Source organism: Paenibacillus sp. FSL R5-0766 (assembly GCF_037971845.1).
Lineage (GTDB): Bacteria > Bacillota > Bacilli > Paenibacillales > Paenibacillaceae > Paenibacillus.
This window is the reverse complement of sequence record NZ_CP150227.1, coordinates 6,178,540-6,202,910: the sequence shown is the minus strand read 5'-3', so window position 1 is coordinate 6,202,910 and position 24,371 is coordinate 6,178,540. Positions and strand designations below refer to the sequence as shown.

General features: G+C 48.6%; 11 protein-coding genes, 1 tRNA gene and 2 rRNA genes. 13 read left to right on the top strand and 1 reads right to left on the bottom strand.

Going from position 1 to position 24,371, the window contains the following annotated elements; translation table 11 throughout:
• Window positions 1-23: 23 nt before the first annotated feature.
• From MKY66_RS26905 to ligA, 10 genes are all read left to right on the top strand, one after another.
• Window positions 24-2,537: a U32 family peptidase gene (locus MKY66_RS26905; RefSeq protein ID WP_017692029.1), complete on the top strand. Its 2,514-nt coding sequence runs from the start codon at window positions 24-26 to the stop codon at window positions 2,535-2,537.
• 104 nt (window positions 2,538-2,641) lie between these two features.
• A complete protein-coding gene (locus MKY66_RS26900) occupies window positions 2,642-6,292 on the top strand; it encodes a DEAD/DEAH box helicase (protein ID WP_076209855.1) in 3,651 nt (1,216 codons plus the stop codon).
• A gap of 258 nt (window positions 6,293-6,550) precedes the next feature.
• Entirely contained in the window at window positions 6,551-7,429 is an 879-nt protein-coding gene (gene galU / locus MKY66_RS26895) for a UTP--glucose-1-phosphate uridylyltransferase GalU (protein ID WP_076209856.1), read from the top strand.
• Between the two features lie 181 nt (window positions 7,430-7,610).
• Window positions 7,611-8,159 carry a dTDP-4-dehydrorhamnose 3,5-epimerase gene (rfbC, locus tag MKY66_RS26890; RefSeq protein WP_076209857.1) on the top strand — a complete coding sequence of 183 codons (549 nt, stop codon included), beginning with the start codon at window positions 7,611-7,613 and terminating at the stop codon, window positions 8,157-8,159.
• Between the two features lie 54 nt (window positions 8,160-8,213).
• Complete coding sequence (gene rfbB, locus MKY66_RS26885; protein WP_076209858.1) at window positions 8,214-9,239, top strand: dTDP-glucose 4,6-dehydratase; 1,026 nt, start codon at window positions 8,214-8,216, stop codon at window positions 9,237-9,239.
• Window positions 9,236-10,117: a dTDP-4-dehydrorhamnose reductase gene (rfbD, locus tag MKY66_RS26880; protein WP_076209859.1), complete on the top strand. Its 882-nt coding sequence runs from the start codon at window positions 9,236-9,238 to the stop codon at window positions 10,115-10,117. The genes rfbB and rfbD overlap by 4 nt, the downstream gene beginning before the upstream one ends.
• 135 nt (window positions 10,118-10,252) lie before the next feature.
• Window positions 10,253-11,128: a phosphatidylinositol-specific phospholipase C/glycerophosphodiester phosphodiesterase family protein gene (locus tag MKY66_RS26875; protein ID WP_076209860.1), complete on the top strand. Its 876-nt coding sequence runs from the start codon at window positions 10,253-10,255 to the stop codon at window positions 11,126-11,128.
• A 115-nt stretch (window positions 11,129-11,243) separates the two neighbouring features.
• Complete coding sequence (locus MKY66_RS26870) at window positions 11,244-11,939, top strand: heptaprenylglyceryl phosphate synthase (protein WP_076209861.1); 696 nt, start codon at window positions 11,244-11,246, stop codon at window positions 11,937-11,939.
• 435 nt (window positions 11,940-12,374) lie between these two features.
• Entirely contained in the window at window positions 12,375-14,729 is a 2,355-nt protein-coding gene (pcrA, locus tag MKY66_RS26865) for a DNA helicase PcrA (protein ID WP_076209862.1), read from the top strand.
• Window positions 14,730-15,153: 424 nt separating this feature from the next.
• A complete protein-coding gene (gene ligA, locus MKY66_RS26860; RefSeq protein WP_076209863.1) occupies window positions 15,154-17,175 on the top strand; it encodes an NAD-dependent DNA ligase LigA in 2,022 nt (673 codons plus the stop codon).
• Window positions 17,176-17,301: 126 nt separating this feature from the next.
• Here ligA and MKY66_RS26855 read toward each other — a convergent pair whose 3' ends face one another.
• On the bottom strand, window positions 17,302-18,675 hold the full coding sequence (locus tag MKY66_RS26855) for a molybdopterin-dependent oxidoreductase (protein WP_076209864.1): 1,374 nt from the start codon (window positions 18,673-18,675) through the stop codon (window positions 17,302-17,304).
• 712 nt (window positions 18,676-19,387) lie between these two features.
• Between MKY66_RS26855 and MKY66_RS26850 the strand changes: the two genes are divergently transcribed.
• From MKY66_RS26850 to MKY66_RS26840, 3 genes are all read left to right on the top strand, one after another.
• Window positions 19,388-20,940, top strand: a 16S ribosomal RNA gene (locus MKY66_RS26850).
• Between the two features lie 108 nt (window positions 20,941-21,048).
• Window positions 21,049-21,124 (top strand) — tRNA-Ala (locus tag MKY66_RS26845).
• Window positions 21,125-21,334: 210 nt separating this feature from the next.
• Window positions 21,335-24,262: ribosomal RNA gene (locus MKY66_RS26840) — 23S ribosomal RNA — on the top strand.
• Together the 16S and 23S rRNA genes with 1 tRNA gene alongside form the textbook arrangement of a ribosomal RNA operon.
• The last annotated feature ends 109 nt before the right edge of the window (window positions 24,263-24,371 follow it).

The following is a 24,371-nucleotide window of genomic DNA, read 5'->3' as shown; positions in this document are numbered from 1 at the left end:
AGCCGGTTATGGGGAGGATCTACATGAAAACAGCAACAATACGAAGAGAAGACGTTGAACTTCTGGCACCGGCTGGTGACTGGGATTGTATGCGTTCGGCGGTAGCTAATGGCGCAGATGCAATTTTCTTCGGAGTCGAAAAGTTTAATGCACGGGCACGGGCGAACAATTTCCGTATGGACGAGCTGCCGGAGATAATGGCGTTTTTGCACAGTTATGGCGTAAAAGGTTTTTTGACCTTTAATATATTGATTTTTGAAAATGAATTGACGGATGCCAAAGAACTGATTGACGCTTGTGTCGATGCAGGTGTGGACGCTGTAATTGTTCAGGATTTGGGTTTGGTGAAGATGATCCGCGAGATCTCGCCGGATTTCCCGATTCACGGTTCAACGCAGATGACAATCACGTCACCGGAAGCGGTCGAGTTTACGAAGCCGTTTGATATGGAACGTGTCGTTCTGGGACGGGAGAACAACCTGAAGCAGATCCAGAAGATCGGTGAGCAGGCAAAACTTCCAATGGAAGTATTTGTTCATGGTGCGCTGTGTGTATCCTACTCGGGTCAATGTCTCACTTCCGAAATGTGGGGAGGACGTTCGGCGAACCGTGGGGAGTGCGCACAAGCTTGTCGTCTTCCATATGACCTGATGGTGGATGGGGTACACAAACCGATGGGTGATGTAGCCTATCTGTTGTCTCCGAAAGATCTGGCAGCGATTGACCTGATGCCGGAACTGATCGAAGCAGGAGTAACTTCTTTCAAAATTGAAGGACGTCTTAAAACGCCGGAATACGTAGCAAACGTAGTAAGCAAATATCGTAAAGCGATTGACCGTTATTTTGATGGAGATAACACACCGCCAAGCAAGGAAGAAGTTCGCGAATTGCAGCAAAGCTTCTCCCGTGGATTCACGCATGGTTTCCTCAGTGGTACAAACAACAAAGAACTGGTGGATGGAACGTTCCCGAAAAGCCGTGGTGTCTACCTCGGTCGTGTGGATCAAGTGTTGCGCGATGGTGTGGTCCTGAAGCTGGATGCACCCGTGAAACGTGGAGATGGGATCGTATTTGACGCCGGAGACCCGACTCAGAAGGAAGAAGGCGGACGGGTATACGATGTACGTCGCAAAGGCGTAAAACTCGAAGGCGAAGCCGAAGAGGGTTGGATCGTTGATGTCGTGCCAGGCCGCAGTGACGTAGATCTGCGCCGCGTGAAAGTTGGAGACAAAGTCTGGAAAACGAATGACCCGGCGTTGGACAAACGTCTGCGTCAAAGCTTTGAGACCGAGAAGCCGTACCGTGTATTCCCGGTGAAGGTGAAGGTCATTGGCAGCCCGGGGCAGCCGCTTAGCACATGGTGGACAGACGTGCAGAAAGGCACGACCGTCCGGATTGATTCCGAGATGGAACTGGACATCGCGCAGAAGCGTCCAATGACACATGAATTGCTCGAAGAGCAGTTCGGTCGTCTGGGAGGCACAGTGTTCCAGTTGGAAGGAATGGACGTCAATCTGCACGGTGACGTCATCATCCCGATGCGCGAGTTGAATAATATTCGCCGTCAGGCGGTAGAACAACTCGCGGGCGAACGTCCTAAACCACCCGTCTACGTGAAACGGGCGGTAGATGTATACGGCGATTCGGTTAAACCTGCATCGCCAGTCGCTCGCGGTCAAGCAGAGTTGACCGCGCTCTGTCGCAGCCTGCCACAAGTGGAGGCAGCGATTGAAGCGGGAATCGGCATGATCTATGCCGACTTCGAGTTTATCAAACAGTTCCCGGCAGCCGTGGAAGCTGTGCATGCCGCTGGTCGCAAGATCGCGCTGGCAACACCGCGTATTCATATGCCAGGGGAGAACGGATATCATAACAACATCCTGCGTCTGAAGCCGGATGCAGTATTGGTACGTAATACAGGAGCACTGTACTTCTATCTTCGTCACCGGATGGAAAACCCGGATGCGAAGCACCCGGAACTGATCGGTGATTTCTCATTGAACATTGCCAATCACAAAGCAGTAGAGTTGTTCCTGGAAGCCGGATGTGATTGGATTACTCCATCCTATGACCTGAACATTCAACAAATGGTTGATTTGCTGGGCCACTCCCGTACAAGTCAGACCGAAGTGGTTATCCATCAGCATCTGCCGATGTTCCACACGGAGCACTGTGTGTACTGTACGTTCATGAGTGAAGGAACGGACTTCACGAACTGTGGCCGTCCTTGTGAGGAGCAGCGTGCATCCCTGCAAGACCGGATCGGCATGTCCCACCCGGTACGTGTAGATGAAGGCTGCCGTAATACGGTATACAACGCAGTAGAACAGTCGGGTGCCGAGTATCTAACCAACTTTATGGATCTGGGTGTATCCCGTTACCGTGTGGAGTTCCTGGAAGAGACACCTGAGCAGGTACGCGAAGTAATTGATCTGTACAACCGTGCACTGCGCGGCGAGATCAGTGGTACACAAGTCTGGAAAACACTCAAAGCAACGAACCAACTTGGCGTTACACGTGGTCAATTGGTGAAATAACGATTGTATGGTATAACAACAGTTACAAGCATGAAGGAACCCCAAACTCTGCTTCAAGGAGCTCTTGGGGTTTTTTTACATCATGACACAGGAGGCGAAGAAGCGTGGCGCCATTCACAATTATGGATATCAAATTGCTGTGCGGGGTCACGGCATTCAAGCGCGGAGAAGATTATAACCAATCTGGCAGAGTGACCAATCTGGTGGTTAGTGAGGATCAGCTTCATTATGAAGCACAGGTACGTGGATCGGAGCGCTATCAGGTGACGGTGGATATAGATGGATCAGGTGAGGTTGTGGCAGGCTGCAGTTGTCCGGGTGACGGCAGACATTATGACTATTGCAAACATGTCGCTGCTGTCCTGTTGGCTATTCACGAATGGGGTGAGCAGCAGGAGCGTAATGCCACGATTGTTTCTGGGAAGCCTCCTCAACCTGCTACAGGCCAAGGAGCCAATACCAGTTCTAACTTTGGTTCCAAGTCCAGGGTTGGGACGCTAGTCGAAGAGAGCGTGTGGGAGCGCCCCCAGTCCGCTTCACAACGAGAGCAACTGAATGATGCTCCAGAGCGTCCACCTGTTCACTTTGCCCAAGCAGGTCGTCCAAGCTCAGCTTCGGGTTGGGGCCGCTCGGCAGATAAACCTTCTTACCGTACGGCGGATCAGATTCTGTCCATGTTTGCCAAAGATCGGAGACCGCTGCATGGAAATGATCGTAAATACACTGCCCCTGTCAGCCGTTCCTCCCTGAGGGAAGAATTGCAGGTTCAGTTTATATGCAAGCTGACACAGGTTCACAAGGGTGGTGGGAAACTTGCTCTTGAATTGAAAGTGGGTAACAAACGTCTGTATGTGGTGCAGAAAGTGAAGCAATTCCTGAACTGTATCGAGAAGGGCGAGCCCATGTCATTTACCAAACTGTTCCACTACGATCCATTAATGCATGTGTTCACTCCGCAGGATCAGGCGATTCTCTCGATGCTCATTCGAATGAGGCAGAGTGAAGAGGCATACCGCGAATCCATTTCCGGTTATCTGGGAGCTTCGGACGGACGGGATATATTGATTGCTCCGCTCGTATGGAAGCCACTGCTGGAATTGCTGCTACAGGCTGACAGCCGGATGGAGGGCACGGGATTTGCCAATGGACCACTCACACTGGGTGAGGGGGTACTTCCTTTATTTTACCGGATCGCCCAGGGAACGAATGAAGGATACCAGCTTGAAATTTCCGGACTGCGTGAGCTGATTCTTCTCCCTGCGTATGATGCCGCTGTGGTGGAAGGGCAGTTGCACATGTTGGAGCCGATGCAGATGCGAAGTCTGGAGGACTTGAGTGGAGCACTTACCTCATATGGGATAAAGGAAAGCATCGATATTTCGACTCAGCAGGTGGATGAGTTTGTGCAGCATGTTGTGCCAGAACTGCGTACGCTCGGCCATCTGTCCATTGATTCACAGGTGCGTGAACAGATCGCGGAACCGGAACTCTCACCCAAGTTGTACATCGACTTCTATCGTGAGCGTATTACAGCGCGTCTGGAATTCGACTATGAGGTCATGGTTATTAATCCGCTGGCAGAGTACTTGATAGATGAAGAAGAGAAAAAGGTTATTTTGGTGCGTGATCGATACAAAGAGCGGAATCTGATTGAACGGCTTGATCGATCCTTTCTTGAAAGGGATGGTAGTGTCTGGGCGAGCGAACGGGAAGATGCCATCTATGATGTCATGTATCATCTGTTGCCTGAGCTTGAGAAACAGGTAGATATCTATATGCCAAACGCCGTGAAGGCGATGGTGCAATCCTATCCCACACCGCCGAAAGTACGAGCAGATTTGGGAAGAGGATTGGACTGGCTGGAGATTTCATTCGAGATGGAAGGTGTGGACGAGCAGGAACTTCAGGAACTCATGCGCCGCATTGTGGAAAAGAAACCGTATTTCCGTCTCAAGAGCGGTGTCTTTCTCTCGCTTGAAAATGAAGGTGCAGACAGCTTCGCTCACATGGCCGATTCACTCGGACTGGGAGTAGGTGACATCAAGAGCAGCCATATCCGGCTGCCAGCTGTTCGGGCGTTACAATTGCCGGGTAGGGATGAGGTTTCCGGTCATGTGAAGTGGGGAGGCTCCCTGAAACGTTTCCTCGATGATCTGCGAGATCCCGAGCGGATGGATTTTGCATTGCCAGAGACACTGACCCCCATCCTGCGGGATTATCAGAACAGCGGATACCAGTGGCTGCGTACCCTCGCTTATTATCGTTTTGGCGGCATTCTTGCGGATGATATGGGACTTGGCAAAACGTTGCAAAGCATCGCGTATATCACAGCAGTGCTTCAGGAGAAGCCTGAGTACAACATTGAGCATACGGGCGGTGATAAATACCGGGAGAGCGGATCATTACGGGGCGGTGAAACGTTGACGACTTCCGACATCGACCCTGAAACTGGTCTCCCATTGGATAAGATGGCTTCAGTGAATACGGATGGCCTATGGTCCACGATGCAGCAGGATGGACTGACGATCCGAACGAGGGTCATTCACCCTCCGGTACTTGTTGTGGCGCCTGCCTCGCTAACCTATAACTGGGCCAATGAGTTTGCGCGGTTCGCCCCGCATCTGAACGTACTGATTGCCGCAGGTCAGAAAGAAGAACGAGCCAGCATGCTTTCAGGCATGGATGAGGCAGATGTAATTGTGACGTCGTATCCTCTGTTGCGACGGGATTTGGACACCTATCTCGGCCGAACCTTCCATACGCTCATTTTGGATGAAGCTCAGGCAATCAAAAATGCTTCTTCCCAGACCGCGCAGGCAGTCAAACAAATTCAAGCTCCGCGCCGTTTTGCACTCACAGGTACACCTGTGGAGAACTCGCTGGATGAATTGTGGTCCATTTTTGAAGCGGTATTCCCTGGGTTATTTCCAAGTTACAGAAGATTCCGCGACCTTCCTCCGGAACGGATCTCGCGGATGGTACGTCCGTTTATTCTGCGCCGTCTGAAGAAGGATGTGTTGGAAGAATTGCCTGATCGAATTGAAACGGTACAGCGATCAGAGCTTACGGTTGAACAGAAGAAATTGTACGCGGCATACCTCTCCCAGCTTCAGGATGAAGCATCGAAGGACATGGAGGATAACGGATTCCAGAAGAATCGTATCAAAATTTTGGCTGGCATCACGCGCTTACGTCAGTTGTGTTGTCATCCGGCCCTCTTTGTTGAAGGGTATCAAGGCGATTCCGGGAAAATGGAACAGTTGCTTGAAACGGTCGAGGATTGTTTGGCTGCAGGGAAACGAATTCTCATCTTCTCCCAATTTGCCAGCATGTTGAACCTGATTCGTCAGACCCTCGCGGCACAGGGAAGGAATCTTTTCTACCTTGATGGTCAGACCCCTGCACAGAGCCGGGTCGAGATGTGCCACAGATTTAATGAGGGCGAAGCTGAACTGTTCTTAATCTCCCTGAAAGCTGGCGGTACCGGACTAAACTTAACAGGGGCAGATACCGTTATATTATATGATCTATGGTGGAATCCTGCCGTGGAAGAACAGGCCATTGGCCGTGCCCATCGCATGGGACAGAAACAAGTAGTGCAAGTTATCCGTCTGGTTACCGAAGGTACGATCGAAGAGAAGATTCTGGAACTCCAGCAGCGCAAGAAGGACTTGATTGCCGAAGTGATCGAACCAGGAGACGGGGGATCGACGACCTTGTCCGAACAGGATATCCGCGAATTGTTGATGGTATAATGGAGTCCAAGCATCGTAGCAATAAGAATTATTAAATATATGAATCTCTACAAGTGGGACTAATCATTTACACGAGAAACGTAGAGGACAGAAAAAGGCTGAAGAAGCGGAGCGTTCGCCTTTATCCCCGGATTTTCCCCTTTAAAAAAGGGAATGAAAAAATCTGGGGATAACAGCGATTGGAAGTTTGTTCTGTCATCGTAGTGTCAGTGTAAATAATCTTTAGTTCAACTTATCTAGCAAAAGGAGTGGGTTCGTGTGCGTATTCGCAAAGCGATTATTCCAGCCGCAGGGCTAGGTACCCGGTTTCTGCCTGCCACCAAGGCGATGCCTAAGGAAATGCTACCCATCGTGGACAAGCCAACGATCCAGTACATTATTGAAGAAGCCGTAGCTTCAGGCATTGAAGATATCATTATTGTGACAGGTAAAGGGAAACGGGCCATTGAAGATCACTTCGATTATTCTTTTGAGCTGGAGCAGAATCTGGCGGACAAACAGAAGTGGGACTTGCTTAACGAAGTACGCAAACCCTCCGAGATGGCAGATATTCATTATATCCGTCAAAAGGAACCGAAGGGACTTGGTCACGCCATTTGGTGTGCCCGCAAGTTTATCGGCAACGAGCCTTTTGCCGTCCTGTTAGGGGACGATATTGTAGAAGCGGAACATCCCTGCCTGAAGCAGATGATCGATGTCTACGATGAACTGCAATCTCCGATTGTTGGTGTACAACCTGTTGATTGGAGCGAGGTATCCCGCTACGGAATTGTGGACGGAGAGTTGCTGACCCCTACCGATGATCGTGTTTTTCGCGCCCGCCGCTTAATTGAGAAACCAAAGACCGAAGACTCTCCCTCCAACCTGGCTATTATGGGACGTTATATTCTTACACCGGATATCTTTGAGATACTAGGTCAACAATCTGCTGGTGTAGGGGGAGAAATTCAGCTTACGGATGCCTTGTCCCGATTGAATGAACAGAGGCAGATTCTCGCATATCATTTTGACGGACTGCGTCATGATGTTGGTGAGAAGTTGGGCTTTATTGAGACATCGATTCACTACGCATTGCAACGCCCGGATCTACGGAAAGATCTTTTAAAGTATTTGGAACAGGTCGTAAAGGATCAATAAATGGTTTTCCGCATGCCCTTGAAGTCCAGCCGAAGAATGATATCGCGGCTGGGCTTTAATTTATTTTATGGAAGAGTAAATATGAGGGTTATACAGGCCAATGAACAAACACATACCCGTCACTTTACATATACATAGTCAATATGAAGAAATGATGTCAACAGCAAAACGGAGGGATGTCATGAAGGTACTTCCGCTGTTTATGGATGGCGCTGCCATATTGGAGCCCCAGGTTTATGGTGATTACCGTGGATATTTTATGGAGAGTTATAATAAGCAGGTTCTGCATGAACAGGGGATACAGCACGTCTTTGTTCAGGACAATCAATCCTTGTCGGCTGAAGCAGGTGTTCTGCGTGGGCTTCATTACCAGCTTCAGCCCAAAGCACAGACTAAATTGGTGAGGGTTATATCTGGGGCTATCTATGATGTGATTGTGGATGTCCGCACCTCATCCCCTACTTTTGGCCAATGGAAAAGTGTCATTCTAAGTGAGTACAACCAGCGGCAACTGCTTGTTCCTCAAGGCTTTGCTCATGGATTTTGTACATTGGTGCCTCATTCCCAAGTAACTTATAAGGTAGACGCCTATTATTCGCCTGAACACGACCGTGGAATTCTGTGGAACGATCCGGCGCTCGCCATTGATTGGCCTGTGACGAAACCTATATTATCGGAGAAGGATCAGAAGCATCCTTTACTGAAAGATGCTGAACTGAACTTCGACTAATTAAACAGACTTTTCAGATACTTCTGTATCTGGAGGCAGAGGGAGAGAGACAGCATGAAACTACTGGTTACGGGTGGGGCCGGATTTATCGGCAGCAACTTTGTCTTATATATGCTTCGTGAATATCCGAGTTATGAAATTATCAATGTGGATGCATTAACGTATGCAGGGAATTTGGAGAACTTGCATACGGTAGAGTCGAATCCTCAATATACCTTCATCAAAGCAGATATTGCAGATGTACAGCAGATGGAAGCTGTTTTTTCCCAAGGCATCGATGTGGTTGTGAATTTCGCTGCCGAGTCTCATGTGGATCGAAGTATTCTTTCCCCGGATATCTTTGTGCGTACCAATGTGATGGGTACTCAGGTTCTGCTGGATGCGGCAAAGAAGTATCAAGTCACCAAATTTGTTCAGGTATCGACGGATGAGGTATATGGATCATTGGGTGCAACAGGTTTATTTACTGAAGATACACCTCTGATGCCAAACAGTCCTTACTCTGCAAGTAAAGCTGGCGGGGATCTGCTCGTAAGAGCCTATCATGAAACCTTTGGACTTCCTGTGAATATTACACGTTGCTCCAATAACTACGGGCCTTTTCAATTCCCGGAGAAACTGATTCCGCTGATTATATCCCGTGCATTAAATAATGAAGCCATTCCAGTATATGGTGACGGGCTCAATATTCGTGACTGGCTTTATGTCGAGGATCACTGTAGCGCGATTGATTTGGTGATTCATAATGGACAATCTGGAGAGGTATATAATATTGGCGGTAATAACGAACGTACTAATATGTATATAGTGCAGACTGTTTTGGAGCAATTGGGCAAACCAGCGAGTTTGATTAAACATGTACAGGACCGCTTGGGACATGACCGACGTTACGGTATAGATCCAACCAAAATACGTACAGAGCTGGGTTGGCAACCTACACATAACTTTGAGACAGGGATCAGGGAGACAATCCAGTGGTATCTGAAACATCAAGACTGGTGGACGAGAATTCAATCAGGCGCGTATCAGGATTATGTCCAGCTTCAGTATGGTAAGCGGATGGGTGATTCGTCCCAATGAATTATAGAGTTATGGTGACTGGCGCGGCAGGACAGCTGGGTTATGATGTGGTGAAGACCTTCCAAGCAGAGGGGCATCAGGTATTGGCCTGTGACAAAAACCAGATGGATATTACCGATCAACAGCAGTGCACAGATATGATTACAACGTTCCGACCTCACATCATTATTCACTGCGCCGCTTACACGGCAGTCGATCGGGCCGAGGTAGATGAAGATACAGCATACGCAATCAATGCATCAGGTACTAGAAATATCGCGGTTGCCGCCGAGAGAGTGAAAGCAAAACTAGTATATATCAGTACCGATTATGTATTTGATGGGAGCGGGAGTACACCTTACCGAGAGTACGATGTAACCAATCCCAAAAGTGTGTATGGCAAGTCCAAGCTTGCGGGGGAACGACTGGTTCAAAGTTTGTGTACGCAATGGTTTATCATCCGAACATCATGGGTGTTTGGCGTGTATGGCAGTAATTTTGTCAAAACCATGCTGGAACTTATGGAGAAACGTCCACAACTGCAAGTTGTTCATGACCAACAAGGTTCGCCTACCTATACGGTCGATCTTGCTCGATTCATTCATATCCTCTCTACGAGCGCAAAATATGGTATCTATCATGCCTCCAATTACGGAACTTGCACATGGTACGAGTTTGCACAGGCAATAAGAGAGGAAGCCGGTAAGCAGAGTGGGTTCGAGCCGACAGCCGAAATTACGCCATGCACAACCGATCAGTTTCCGCGTCCAGCCCCTCGTCCTGCATACTCGGTGATGGATCATCTGGCGATTCGAACGAACGGTCTGGAACCTCTGAGACCTTGGCGTGAGGCGCTGATTGCGTTTTTGAAAGAGTTGAGTGTACAGCAAAAGGACTGAGCATGTGGAGGGTCCGTGCTTTATTTCCAAACTGCATCCCGCCATTTAACAGCCGCCTCGGGCGGCTATTTTGTTTTGCACCTCCCCAATTCGGGTAGTTAGCTAACAAAAAGCTGCCGAGGATGTGAATGCCATATGAAACGCATTGCCGCCGTGTTAATACTACTGATCGTTACCGTGGGCACACTCTTTTTCGCCTATAAAAGCGAGAGTGAAGAGCAACGGGACGGATTTACCGCTTATAGATTAATAGCCCATGCGATGGGCAGCATTCGTGATCAACCATATACCAACGCCTATGAAGCGATGATCGCCAATTACGAGAAAGGCACACGTGTATTTGAGATCGACTTTATGTTAACCTCGGATCGCAAAGCCGTAGCCAGACATGAATGGACTGCTAACATGAGTAAAATGCTAGGACAAGACGAAGAGCTTCCGGAGGATAAACAGGCCGGGGCGTTGACACATGATGAATTCATGGATACACCAATCTTGGGTATGTACCAGCCTATGGATGCCGATGGCATCATAGATGTACTGGCTGAGTACCCTGATATGTATATCGTAACCGACACCAAGGAACAGAAGGATGAGGATATTCAGCAGGTGTTAAGATCCCTCGTGGATGCTGCCAAAGAACATGATCCATCCGTGCTGGATCGCGTGGTTGTACAGATCTATAACGAACCGATGCTCGAAACGGTGAAAGAAGTCTATGCATTCCCTTCCATTATCTATACGTTATATGCCACACAGGATACAGAAGCTCAGGTTGTTGATTTTGTGCAAAAGAATGATATTGATGCCGTAACCATGCCGGAATATAAAGTGAACCAGAATTTCGTCGCCAAGCTGAATAGTGCAGGCTCAGTCACCTACGTGCATACCATCAATGACACTGAACAGGTGGCTAACTATGAGAAGTGGGGCGTGTACGGGGTCTACTCGGACGTGCTGACGGAGCAGGAACTGGATGAGATGAATACACGATTTGCCTGGAAACCGTAAAAATTCATGCTTTTCTGTTCCCCTTTTTATACGAACATTGACACTCACTGTCTGCTGACTTAGACTTAGTTTACAAGCTTTCTAGGATGCAGAAGAACCTCTGGAGGAATGTTCGTTGATAGACATGATTAAGCAGTGGAGACATGTATTTAAGCTTGACCCGGACCGGGAGATTACGGACGAAGAACTCGATCTGGTCTGCATGTCGGGGACCGATGCAATTATCGTTGGTGGCTCTTCGGGAATTACTTATGATAACACGGTAGACCTGATGTCCCGTGTGCGTCGTTATGAGTTGCCATGTGTGCTTGAAGTATCTGATCTGGAGGCTGTTGTTCCCGGCTTTGATGGATATCTAATCCCAATGGTCCTGAATGCAACGGACAGCAAATGGATGATTGGGCACCACCAGCAAGCGATAGAGCGTTATGGTTATCTCATCCCGTGGGATCTACTTATTGCCGAGGGTTATATTGTGCTCAATGCAAACTCCACGGTAGCTCGGTTGACTGGCGCAGATACGGATCTGACGACAGGAGCTGCGGTGGCATATGCCCAGGCTGCGGAGCGTCTGCTCAATCTTCCAATTGTATACATGGAGTACAGCGGAACGTTCGGAGATATGGAGCTTGTTGGTGAGACACACAGACAATTGGATCGGGCACACCTTATCTACGGCGGTGGAATTGATGATCCAGAGAAAGCCACGCAAGCTGCCCAGGTGGCAGATACCATCGTGGTAGGTAACATTGTGTACAGCGATTTGACTAAGGCACTTGAGACGGTGTTGGCCGTAAAAGGAACCATTTAATCGGTTTAGTTTACCATTCCCCCATTTTCCCCTTATGATCTGTTAAAATAGAACTTTGCCCTTACTAATTAAAGAAGTTATATGAGCGTAATGTCGTTTACACGAGAACGAAGAGGAGAGAAGTGAGCTGGAGAAACGAAATGCTCCTTAAAAGCTTTCTGTAAGAAAGCTAAATCCTAAGCCTACTTTTATTACCCGATATTGTTCTTTTTTACTAAGAAATTCGTATACAGCGACTATGTTTACACATAAACGGAGAGTGCAGAAGCAATCTAAAGAAACGAAGTGTTCGTATTTATCACCGGATTTTCCCTTTGATAAAGGGAATCAAAAAATCTGGGGATAACGACGATCGGAAGATGCTGCTGCAATCGAAGTCCGAGTGTAATGGATAGATCATTTATACCGACCAACCAACGAAAGGAGCATGCATGCATGCAACCTGTAAATATACATGATGCCGTTGCACGGCTTAACACCCCTCAACGGCAAGCCGTCGAGGCGACGGATGGCCCGCTGCTGATTATGGCCGGAGCGGGCTCGGGCAAGACCCGGGTGCTGACACACCGGATTGCCTACCTCATTGCAACACGTAAGGCGCCCCCGTGGGGCATTTTAGCGATTACATTTACGAACAAAGCCGCCCGTGAGATGCAAGACCGTGTATCCCAACTCGTTGGTGGCTCCCAAGGACGCGACATTTGGGTATCCACATTCCACTCCATGTGCGTGCGTATTCTGCGCCGTGATATTGAACGTATTGGCTTTACCTCCAACTTCAGTATTTTGGACTCATCGGACCAATTATCTGTAATTCGTAGCTGTATGAAAGATCAGAATATCGATACCAAGAAATTCGAGCCCAAAGCAGTTCAATCCATGATGAGCACGGCGAAGAATGAACTGATTAGTCCGGAGCAATATGAGAAGCAGGCAGGAGATTATTTCGAGGGTATTGTAGCGAAGATATATAAGATGTATCAGAAAAAGTTAAGAGCCAACAACTCACTTGATTTCGACGATCTCATTATGCAGACCATTCAACTGTTCAAAGAAGTGCCAGAAGTCCTCGACTTTTACCAAAAGAAATTCCAATACATTCACGTGGACGAGTATCAGGATACGAACCGTGCACAGTACATGCTGTGCCGCATGCTCGCTGACAGTCACCATCACATCTGCGTTGTAGGGGATAGTGACCAGTCGATCTATCGCTGGCGTGGGGCGGATATCAGCAATATCCTGAACTTTGAGAAAGATTACCCTGAAGCAAGTACGATTTTGCTGGAGCAGAACTATCGTTCAACTTCCAATATCCTGAATGCAGCGAATGAAGTGATCGGCCTGAATACAGGGCGTAAACCGAAGAAACTGTGGACGGACAAAGAGGGTGGTTCGAAGATCAAGGTGTACCGTGCGGATTCCGAACATGATGAGGGGTATTTTGTTACTTCCGAGATTAGTAAAAATGTGAAGAACGGCAAATCCTATCAGAACCATGCTATTTTGTATCGTACCAACGCCCAGTCCCGGGTTATAGAGGAAATTCTGATCAAGTCTGATATTCCGTATCAGATTGTCGGCGGCATCAAGTTCTATGATCGTAAAGAAATCAAGGACATTCTGGCGTATCTGCGCCTGTTATCCAATCCAGACGATGACATCAGTCTCACCCGGATCATTAATGTACCGAAACGTAGCATTGGTGATACAACGGTAGCGAAGCTTGCGGCTGCGGCAGGAGAGCGTGGAATTTCTATTTTCCGTGTACTTCAGGTCGTAGATGATCTTGGTTTTGCTGGTCGTACGCGGAATGCGCTGGTGGAGTTCTATGACATGATCGCTGCGTTGCATCAGATGGTAGAGTATCTGTCTGTAACTGAACTGACCGAGAAGATTCTTGAGATGAGCCAATACCGTCTTGAGATGCAAAATGAAAACACACTCGAATCCCGTGCACGGCTGGAGAACATTGAAGAGTTCCTGTCGGTAACGATGGAATTTGAGAAAAATAATGAAGATAAAACGCTCGTGTCGTTCCTCACCGATCTTGCATTGATTGCTGACATCGACAGCATGAACGATGATGAAGAGGATCAGAGCGACGCGGTTACCCTGATGACCATGCACAGCGCCAAAGGTCTGGAGTTCCCGGTTGTCTTTATCGTGGGTATGGAGGAAGGAGTCTTCCCGCATAGCCGTGCCTTTATGGACAATGAAGAGCTGGAGGAAGAACGCCGACTTGCTTATGTAGGGATCACCCGTGCGGAAGAGCAACTGTTCCTGTCTTGTGCACAGATGCGGACGTTGTTTGGACGTACCACAGCGAACCCGCCTTCCCGCTTCCTGGATGAAATTCCGGATGAGCTGAAGGAAGACACCTCGATGGCTCGTGATCGTTACCGCCGAGGCAGTAGCGGAGGCGGCTCATATGGTGGACGCGGACTAGGTTCTAGTGGAGGAAGTAACTTCGGTGGTGGCACCAAGCTATTCGATCACCAAAGTAAGAGCGGTTCATCCGCTACCTCATCCACGCCAACTTCGCGTGTGACTACAAGTGTCTCCCGGCCAACGTATTCTACGCCATCATCTGCTTCCAAGCCGGTAGCTTCTAATGGTGAAGCAGGATTCAAGGCAGGAGATAAAGTGCAGCATGGTAAATGGGGGACAGGTACGATTGTTGCAGTTAAAGGGACAGGTAATGATACCGAACTGCAGATTGCGTTCCCGGCTCCGGTGGGTGTGAAACGTTTGCTTGCCGGCTTTGCCCCTATTACGAAAGTGGAATAATTTTTGAACGAAACTTCCTTTTGCACGATAACAGAGAGAACAGAAATAACTTTCCTAAGGAAAACTGTTTCTTAAGCATCTTCCTCGTTTTTGTCACGGGATTTCTAACCTTGATTGATATGACTAGAAATCTATATAAGTTTAATGTAATATCGGCACTGTAGCGGAGAGAACAGAAATAACTTAAAGAAGCAAAGCGTTCGCCTTTATCCCTGGATTTCCACCTTTTAAAATGGATTAAAAGAAATCCGGGGATAACAGCGATCAGAAAGTTATTCTGTTATCGGAGTGTTAGTGTGGATATTCATTCATTGAAATTATGTAGTGATACCAACGATGGAAAGTTATTCTGTTCTCCGAGTTCAATTTGCAATAGGGTGTTCGTTCTACATATATGATCAAATTAACGGAGGGATGGCCCTGTATGGACCCGATGCACCGGATGGAGCAACTCGTTACCGAGCTGAACCAGCATAATTATCAGTACTACACGATGGATCAGCCACAGATCAGCGATAAGGAGTATGATCTTCTGTACGATGAACTGGTTACGCTGGAACAGGAAAGCGGCATGGTTCTGCCTGATTCTCCAACACAGCGTGTGGGCGGCGAACTGCTCAAGGGGTTTACCCCGCATCGCCACTTATCTTCCTTATGGAGTCTGGACAAAGCACAGAATATTGAGCAGCTTCGGAGCTGGAATACCCGTGTACTGAAACTGATTAATGACTATAACAGTAAAAATCCCGATACGCCTTTACCGGAACCAGGTTATGTTATTGAGTTGAAGTTTGACGGATTGACGCTGAACCTGACGTACACCAACGGTGAGTTGGTACAAGCCTCTACTCGTGGTAACGGTACTGTAGGCGAAGGGATTTTGGCACAGGTAAGAACGATCCGATCCGTTCCGCTCAAAATTCCTTACACAAGCGGTACGATTGAAGTACAGGGTGAAGGCATCATGAATCTGTCTGTCCTGGATCGATACAATGAGACGGCGGCAGAGCCACTCAAGAATGCGCGTAATGCAGCAGCGGGAGCGCTCCGCAACCTGAATCCGAAGGCTACGGCTGAGCGTAGGCTGAATGCTTATTTTTATAATGTAGGTTATTCGGATGACATTCAGTTTGCCAATCATCAGCAGATGATGGATTTCCTGCGTGAGAACCGCTTCAAAGTGAATCCATCCATCACGTACTTCCACGAGTTTGATGATGTGATGGAGCAATTGGCTGCGATTCAGGAGAACCGGGGTCTGTTGGACTATCTGATCGATGGAGCGGTTATCAAAATTACGGATATGCGCACCCGTGAGGTGTTGGGTTATACCGATAAATTCCCTCGCTGGGCGGTAGCATATAAATTCGAGGCAGAAGAGACTACGACGGTTCTTAACGCTGTGGTATGGAATGTAGGACGTACTGGCAAAGTAACTCCGCTGGCACGCGTAGAACCAGTTGAACTTGCCGGGGTAACGGTGCAGAACTGTACTCTGAACAATGTCGGCGATATTGAGCGCAAAAATCTGAAGTTTGCTCTGGGTACACGGGTCTTTATCCGTCGCTCCAATGACGTCATTCCTGAAATTCTGGGTAAAGTGACGGAGGAGAGTGATGGCGAGGAGATCGTCTTCCCTGAGCAGTGTCCGGCATGTGGATTCCCGCTGGAGCAACGCGGAGCGCATCTGTTCTGTAACAATAGACTTGCGTGTAAACCACAAACGGTGGCACGTATTTCCCATTTTGCTTCTCGTGATGCCATGGATATCGAGACGTTCAGTGAGAAAACGGCGATTCAGTTGTATGATGAATTGAACGTACGTGAGCCTGCTGATCTGTATACGTTACAGTTTGATGATCTGGTGAAGCTGGAGCGGTTTGGGGAAAAGAAAGCGAACAACCTTATCGCTGCGCTTGAGCTTAGTAAAGATAGAGACTTGGCTTCCTTCTTATACTCACTGGGTATTCCGAACACAGGTAAATCGACAACGCGCATGCTCGCTGATCATTATCGAGATCTGCACGCCATTATGAATGCAACCGTGGAAGAACTGGTTGAGCTACCCGACGTGGGTGGTATCGTGGCTGAGAGCATCGTAAACTTTTTTGCAGATCCGTTTACACAGGCTGCGATTGAGAAAATGCTCAACTTGGGTGTGAAAGCTCAGGCACCTGAGGCACCAACCGTTGCTGTTGTGGAAGATTCCTTCTTCAGTGGTAAAACAGTCGTCTTGACCGGAACGCTGCACCAATTGACGCGGGAAGAGGCGACGCAAAGACTGGAAGCGCTCGGAGCGAAGGTGACTGGCAGTGTGTCGAAAAAGACAGATCTGGTGATTGCCGGAGAGAAGGCAGGTAGTAAACTAACCAAAGCTCATGATCTCGGTATTCCTACGATTGAGGATGAGGATGAACTTGTACGTCTTTTGAACCCACAGGGTTAGAGGATAAATGAACAAAAGATTTCATATAAGAAAGCCCCCGAAGACACAAATATGTGATCGGGGGCTTTTGCTTTATCTAAATTATTTTTACAACGAATGAACGCTCACCAATCTTATCTTAAATGATCATGATCCACTTAAATTGTTAGGAATGCGTTGAGATGCGCCTGTAAGCCATGCATCCTTGTCATATCCTCGCTCTTCCCAGTAACCGATATGTTCACTGTCGATGAGTTCAATGCGATTCAACCATTTTACTGATTTATAGGCATACATCTGAGGAATGACGAGCCGTACCGGACCGCCAAGATCAGCAGGGATAGGTTTGCCATCATGCATGACAGCGACCATAATATCTTCCATTTGTGCTTGATCCATCGTAATGGCATCCGTATACACACCATCACCGGAATAAAACTTCACACTATGAGCTTCCGGTTTGACCCCGGCTTGTTTCAAAAGCTGTGCAAGAGAAATACCTTCCCAGGTATTTTTATATACAGACCAGCCCGTTACACAGTGAAAATCACTAACCTGTACGGTGCGCGCCAGCTTCACGAATTGTTCCCAATTCCAAACCTGTGCCCGTTCAACCAGTCCATCGATTCGGAAAGACCAGTTAGCATTGGAGAAGGACGGTATAGGCGTAACCGTATATACGCGGAAATGACCTTCAGCTCCGCCTCCAATGGGAGGTGAAGAGGCAGATAGCGGTTGTGGCAGAGGAACCATACGGTTAGGATCGTTCTCCAGCATGCTATCAATACTGTTATCGATCTTGAGATTTCGTCCTACCCAGGATATAAAAGTAGGACCAAGAGTCACGGCGAGACCAACCCCCACAGCAGAACGGATGAAAGCTCGTCGTGTATACAAATGTTGAGGTCGCTCCTCTGATTTGAGGAGATTTCTCTCGGAACTGCGATCAAACTGGGAAGAAGATATAGCAGCCGGAGTTTCTTTTCCATCCGATATTGAATCAGATGGAGCAGCTGTATTTTGAGTTCGTGTTGAAGTTGTAGTGGTTTTAACCGCACGACGTGCAGGATCCTTTAACCATTTGGTCCGAGTGATGGAGTGATAGATAATATAAGGTAAGCCCACCCAAGTCAGCAGGTCATGGATCAAAAGTGCTGCATTCGACCATCGAGGTCCAGCTAGTTTGAACTGCCATAATACAATACCCGAGAGGAGCCAGCCTACCAGCAGTGCAAATACAAAGATGGTGTTCACCCTTTGCCAAGGCCTATTTCGAAGTTGTTTCCAGTGCTTTCCGGCCAAAATCAAGTAATATACTACGGGTGCCAGCATAGCTAGCCCAACGATGATATGTAGCCATTTTAACCAGACACGTCCAATTCCGAGTATCTCGCGCCAAAAGCCGCCTACCAGCATAAGACCTGTTATAGAAAGGATCACAACAATCCAGGCATTCCAAGCATGGATGGAAACCAACTTTTTGCCGTAACCTTTGCGTCTGTTCTTCAACCATTGCTTCAAGTGCGATCACCCCATATAGGTTAGTAATGAGTTTATTCAGAACTGTGATATGTAATAGCTAGCTGTGAATGGAGTACGTGATCTGTGTAAAGGTGCAATGCTAGATGGTTATAGGATTGTTCATGGCTACTTATGAAAATAGTACACTTGACTGCTTAACCTTATCTCTATATCTATATACCTTATTATAGAGTTTTTGGATCACTTTCTTCAAACTATATAGAAGGGCAGGGATTGTTATCCCGATCGGTACTCTAACTAAAACTCATCTAGATCATTATTACTTGTGGTTATAGAAGGGAGTATTTATAGAAATGAGTTATTTCTTTTATATGTAATGCACTTTAAGGGTAGCCTTTCACTTGTTCAGAGAATGTACTAATCTGTCGAATACAGGTTGGAAACAAGACACCGTAGATGAAGATATGATGATATCAAAAGGTTGATTAAAAATGCTTGCTAAATAAATCACTACGTGATATATTATTTCTTGTCGCTTCAAACGAATGATTGTCATAATCATTTGAAAGATGACGAAAAAAAAGTGTTGACAGTAAGTTAGTTAACATGATATGATAAGATTCCTGTCCGGTTGACAAAGATCAACATAAACGGACATACAAGTTCCTTGAAAACTGAACAAATGGATAGTAACTTTTGATTCACAATGAATCGTCAGATTCAAAATGAGCTTATCGCTCTTTTCAATACTTTATTGGAGAGTTTGATCCTGGCTCAGGACGAACGCTGGCGGCATGCCTAATACATGCAAGTCGAGCGGACTTGAAGAGAAGCTTGCTTCTCTGATAGTTAGCGGCGGACGGGTGAGTAACACGTAGGCAACCTGCCCTCAAGTTTGGGACAACTACCGGAAACGGTAGCTAATACCGAATAGTTGTTTTCTTCGCCTGAAGAGGACTGGAAAGACGGAGCAATCTGTCACTTGGGGATGGGCCTGCGGCGCATTAGCTAGTTGGTGGGGTAATGGCTCACCAAGGCGACGATGCGTAGCCGACCTGAGAGGGTGATCGGCCACACTGGGACTGAGACACGGCCCAGACTCCTACGGGAGGCAGCAGTAGGGAATCTTCCGCAATGGGCGAAAGCCTGACGGAGCAATGCCGCGTGAGTGATGAAGGTTTTCGGATCGTAAAGCTCTGTTGCCAGGGAAGAACGCTTGGGAGAGTAACTGCTCTCAAGGTGACGGTACCTGAGAAGAAAGCCCCGGCTAACTACGTGCCAGCAGCCGCGGTAATACGTAGGGGGCAAGCGTTGTCCGGAATTATTGGGCGTAAAGCGCGCGCAGGCGGTCATTTAAGTCTGGTGTTTAATCCCGGGGCTCAACCCCGGATCGCACTGGAAACTGGGTGACTTGAGTGCAGAAGAGGAGAGTGGAATTCCACGTGTAGCGGTGAAATGCGTAGATATGTGGAGGAACACCAGTGGCGAAGGCGACTCTCTGGGCTGTAACTGACGCTGAGGCGCGAAAGCGTGGGGAGCAAACAGGATTAGATACCCTGGTAGTCCACGCCGTAAACGATGAGTGCTAGGTGTTAGGGGTTTCGATACCCTTGGTGCCGAAGTTAACACATTAAGCACTCCGCCTGGGGAGTACGGTCGCAAGACTGAAACTCAAAGGAATTGACGGGGACCCGCACAAGCAGTGGAGTATGTGGTTTAATTCGAAGCAACGCGAAGAACCTTACCAGGTCTTGACATCCCTCTGATCGATACAGAGATGTATCTTTCCTTCGGGACAGAGGAGACAGGTGGTGCATGGTTGTCGTCAGCTCGTGTCGTGAGATGTTGGGTTAAGTCCCGCAACGAGCGCAACCCTTATATTTAGTTGCCAGCACTTCGGGTGGGCACTCTAGATAGACTGCCGGTGACAAACCGGAGGAAGGTGGGGATGACGTCAAATCATCATGCCCCTTATGACCTGGGCTACACACGTACTACAATGGCCGGTACAACGGGCTGCGAAATCGCGAGATGGAGCCAATCCCAACAAAGCCGGTCTCAGTTCGGATTGCAGGCTGCAACTCGCCTGCATGAAGTCGGAATTGCTAGTAATCGCGGATCAGCATGCCGCGGTGAATACGTTCCCGGGTCTTGTACACACCGCCCGTCACACCACGAGAGTTTATAACACCCGAAGTCGGTGGGGTAACCGCAAGGAGCCAGCCGCCGAAGGTGGGATAGATGATTGGGGTGAAGTCGTAACAAGGTAGCCGTATCGGAAGGTGCGGCTGGATCACCTCCTTTCTATGGAGAATCGTTTCCTGCAACGGAAACATTCAAATATACAGGTTCTCGGAACCTGCAACAGCAACACAGTTACTTATCCATTTGTTCAGTTTTGATGGAATTTGAGGGGCCATAGCTCAGCTGGGAGAGCGCCTGCCTTGCAAGCAGGAGGTCAGCGGTTCGATCCCGCTTGGCTCCACCAAACAATTTCATCTATTTGGCTTGTTCTTTGAAAACTAGATATCGAAACGAAACAAACGCGAATTAGAACATTCCTTTAAGCTGATCTTGTGCAAACAAGTCAAGTGTATAAAGGTAGTTAAATTGCTTTTGTGATGGTATCGGGTGAGAGCGACTTTTGGCTTTGCGCAAGCAAAACAAGGGAAGCGAGCGACCGAAACCGGAACAAAATGGTTAAGCTACTAAGAGCACACGGAGGATGCCTAGGCGCTAGGAGCCGATGAAGGACGTGGCGAACAACGAAACTGCCTCGGGGAGCTGTAAGCAAGCTTTGATCCGGGGGTGTCCGAATGGGGAAACCCAGCTGGGGTAATTTCCAGTTACTCACAACTGAATACATAGGTTGTGTAGAGGCATACCAGGGGAACTGAAACATCTAAGTACCCTGAGGAAGAGAAAACAATAGTGATTCCGTCAGTAGCGGCGAGCGAACGCGGAGAAGCCCAAACCAGAGAGCTTGCTCTTTGGGGTTGTGGGACGTCTCACATGGAGTTACAAAGGAACCGGTTAAGCGAAGAGGTCTGGAAAGGCCCGCCAAAGAAGGTAAAAGCCCTGTAGTTGAAAGTTGGTTCCCTCCGAGACGGATCCCGAGTAGTGCGGGGCACGTGAAACCCCGTATGAATCCGGCAGGACCATCTGCCAAGGCTAAATACTTCCTAGCGACCGATAGTGAAGCAGTACCGTGAGGGAAAGGTGAAAAGCACCCCGGAAGGGGAGTGAAATAGAACCTGAAACCGTGTGCTTACAAAAAGTCAGAGCCCGTTTTAGGGGTGATGGCGTGCCTTTTGTAGAATGAACCGGCGAGTTACGTTCCCGTGCAAGGTTAAGGTGAAGAGCCGGAGCCGCAGCGAAAGCGAGTCTGAATAGGGCGAATGAGTACGTGGACGTAGACCCGAAACCGGGTGATCTACCCCTGTCCAGGGTGAAGGTGCGGTAACACGCACTGGAGGCCCGAACCCACGCATGTTGAAAAATGCGGGGATGAGGTGGGGGTAGCGGAGAAATTCCAATCGAACTCGGAGATAGCTGGTTCTCCCCGAAATAGCTTTAGGGCTAGCCTCGGAAAACAGAGTCGTGGAGGTAGAGCACTGATTGGGTGCGGGGCCCGCAAGGGTTACCAAGCTCAGTCAAACTCCGAATGCCATAGACTTACTTCCGGGAGTCAGACAGTGAGTGCTAAGATCCATTGTCAAAAGGGAAACAGCCCAGACCATCAGCTAAGGTCCCCAAGTGTGTGTTAAGTGGGAAAGGATGTGGAGTTGCACAGACAACCAGGATGTTGGCTTAGAAGCAGCCACCATTGAAAGAGTGCGTAATAGCTCACTGGTCGAGTGACTCTGCGCCGAAAATGTAACGGGGCTAAACACACCACCGAAGCTATGGCTTGATGCTATGCATCAGGGGTAGGGGAGCGTTGTATAAGGGTTGAAGGTGTACCGTAAGGAGCGCTGGACATTATACAAGTGAGAATGCCGGTATGAGTAACGAAAAGATCAGTGAGAATCTGATCCGCCGAAAGCCTAAGGGTTCCTGAGGAAGGCTCGTCCGCTCAGGGTAAGTCGGGACCTAAGGCGAGGCCGAAAGGCGTAGTCGAAGGACAACAGGTCGAAATTCCTGTACCACCGTAAGCCGTTATGAGCAATGGGGGGACGCAGTAGGGTAGTGACGCGGACTGATGGATGTCCGTCTAAGCAGTAAGGCTGATGTGTAGGCAAATCCGCACATTGTAAGGCTGAGCTGTGATGGGGAGCGAAAATTATAGTAGCGAAGGTCATGATCTCACACTGCCAAGAAAAGCCTCTAGCCAGGTGATGGTGCCCGTACCGCAAACCGACACAGGTAGGCGAGAAGAGTATTCTAAGGCGCGCGGAAGAACTCTCGTTAAGGAACTCGGCAAAATGACCCCGTAACTTCGGGAGAAGGGGTGCCCCGGTAGTGTGAATAGCACGAGGGGGCCGCAGTGAAAAGGCCCAAGCGACTGTTTAGCAAAAACACAGGTCTGTGCGAAGCCGTAAGGCGAAGTATACGGGCTGACGCCTGCCCGGTGCTGGAAGGTTAAGGGGAGTGGTTAGGGACTAGTCCCGAAGCTGTGAACCGAAGCCCCAGTAAACGGCGGCCGTAACTATAACGGTCCTAAGGTAGCGAAATTCCTTGTCAGGTAAATTCTGACCCGCACGAATGGCGTAACGACTTGGGCGCTGTCTCAACGAGAGATCCGGTGAAATTTTAATACCTGTGAAGATGCAGGTTACCCGCGACAAGACGGAAAGACCCCATGGAGCTTTACTGCAGCTTGATATTGAATTTGGGTACGATCTGTACAGGATAGGTGGGAGCCTTTGAAGCATGAGCGCCAGCTTCTGTGGAGGCAACGTTGGGATACCACCCTGATCGTATCTAGGTTCTAACCTGGTACCGTAATCCGGTGCGGGGACAGTGTCAGGTGGGCAGTTTGACTGGGGCGGTCGCCTCCTAAAGAGTAACGGAGGCGCCCAAAGGTTCCCTCAGAATGGTTGGAAATCATTCGAAGAGTGCAAAGGCATAAGGGAGCTTGACTGCGAGACCTACAAGTCGAGCAGGGACGAAAGTCGGGCTTAGTGATCCGGTGGTACCGCATGGAAGGGCCATCGCTCAACGGATAAAAGCTACCCTGGGGATAACAGGCTTATCTCCCCCAAGAGTCCACATCGACGGGGAGGTTTGGCACCTCGATGTCGGCTCATCGCATCCTGGGGCTGAAGTAGGTCCCAAGGGTTGGGCTGTTCGCCCATTAAAGCGGTACGCGAGCTGGGTTCAGAACGTCGTGAGACAGTTCGGTCCCTATCTGTCGTGGGCGTAGGAAATTTGAGAGGAGCTGTCCTTAGTACGAGAGGACCGGGATGGACGTACCGCTGGTGTACCAGTTGTTCCGCCAGGAGCACCGCTGGGTAGCTATGTACGGACGGGATAAACGCTGAAAGCATCTAAGCGTGAAGCCCCCCTCAAGATGAGATTTCCCAGTATGTAAGACCCCTTGAAGACGACGAGGTAGATAGGCTGGGGGTGGAAGTGCAGCAATGCATGGAGCTGACCAGTACTAATCGGTCGAGGGCTTATCCAATAGCAAGTTGTAATTCGCGTGTTTCGTTTCGAATCTAGTTTTCAGAGAACGATCTCTGAAATGAAAATTGGTACATCACAGAACGTGTGTATAATTTTCAGTTCCATAT

Coding starts and splice junctions, on each gene's coding strand:
- MKY66_RS26905 (WP_017692029.1), top strand. CDS start 24: ATGAAAACAGCAACAATACGAAGAGAAGACGTTGAACTTCTGGCACCG.
- rfbC (WP_076209857.1), top strand. CDS start 7,611: ATGAAGGTACTTCCGCTGTTTATGGATGGCGCTGCCATATTGGAGCCC.
- rfbB (WP_076209858.1), top strand. CDS start 8,214: ATGAAACTACTGGTTACGGGTGGGGCCGGATTTATCGGCAGCAACTTT.
- rfbD (WP_076209859.1), top strand. CDS start 9,236: ATGAATTATAGAGTTATGGTGACTGGCGCGGCAGGACAGCTGGGTTAT.
- MKY66_RS26875 (WP_076209860.1), top strand. CDS start 10,253: ATGAAACGCATTGCCGCCGTGTTAATACTACTGATCGTTACCGTGGGC.
- pcrA (WP_076209862.1), top strand. CDS start 12,375: ATGCAACCTGTAAATATACATGATGCCGTTGCACGGCTTAACACCCCT.
- ligA (WP_076209863.1), top strand. CDS start 15,154: ATGGACCCGATGCACCGGATGGAGCAACTCGTTACCGAGCTGAACCAG.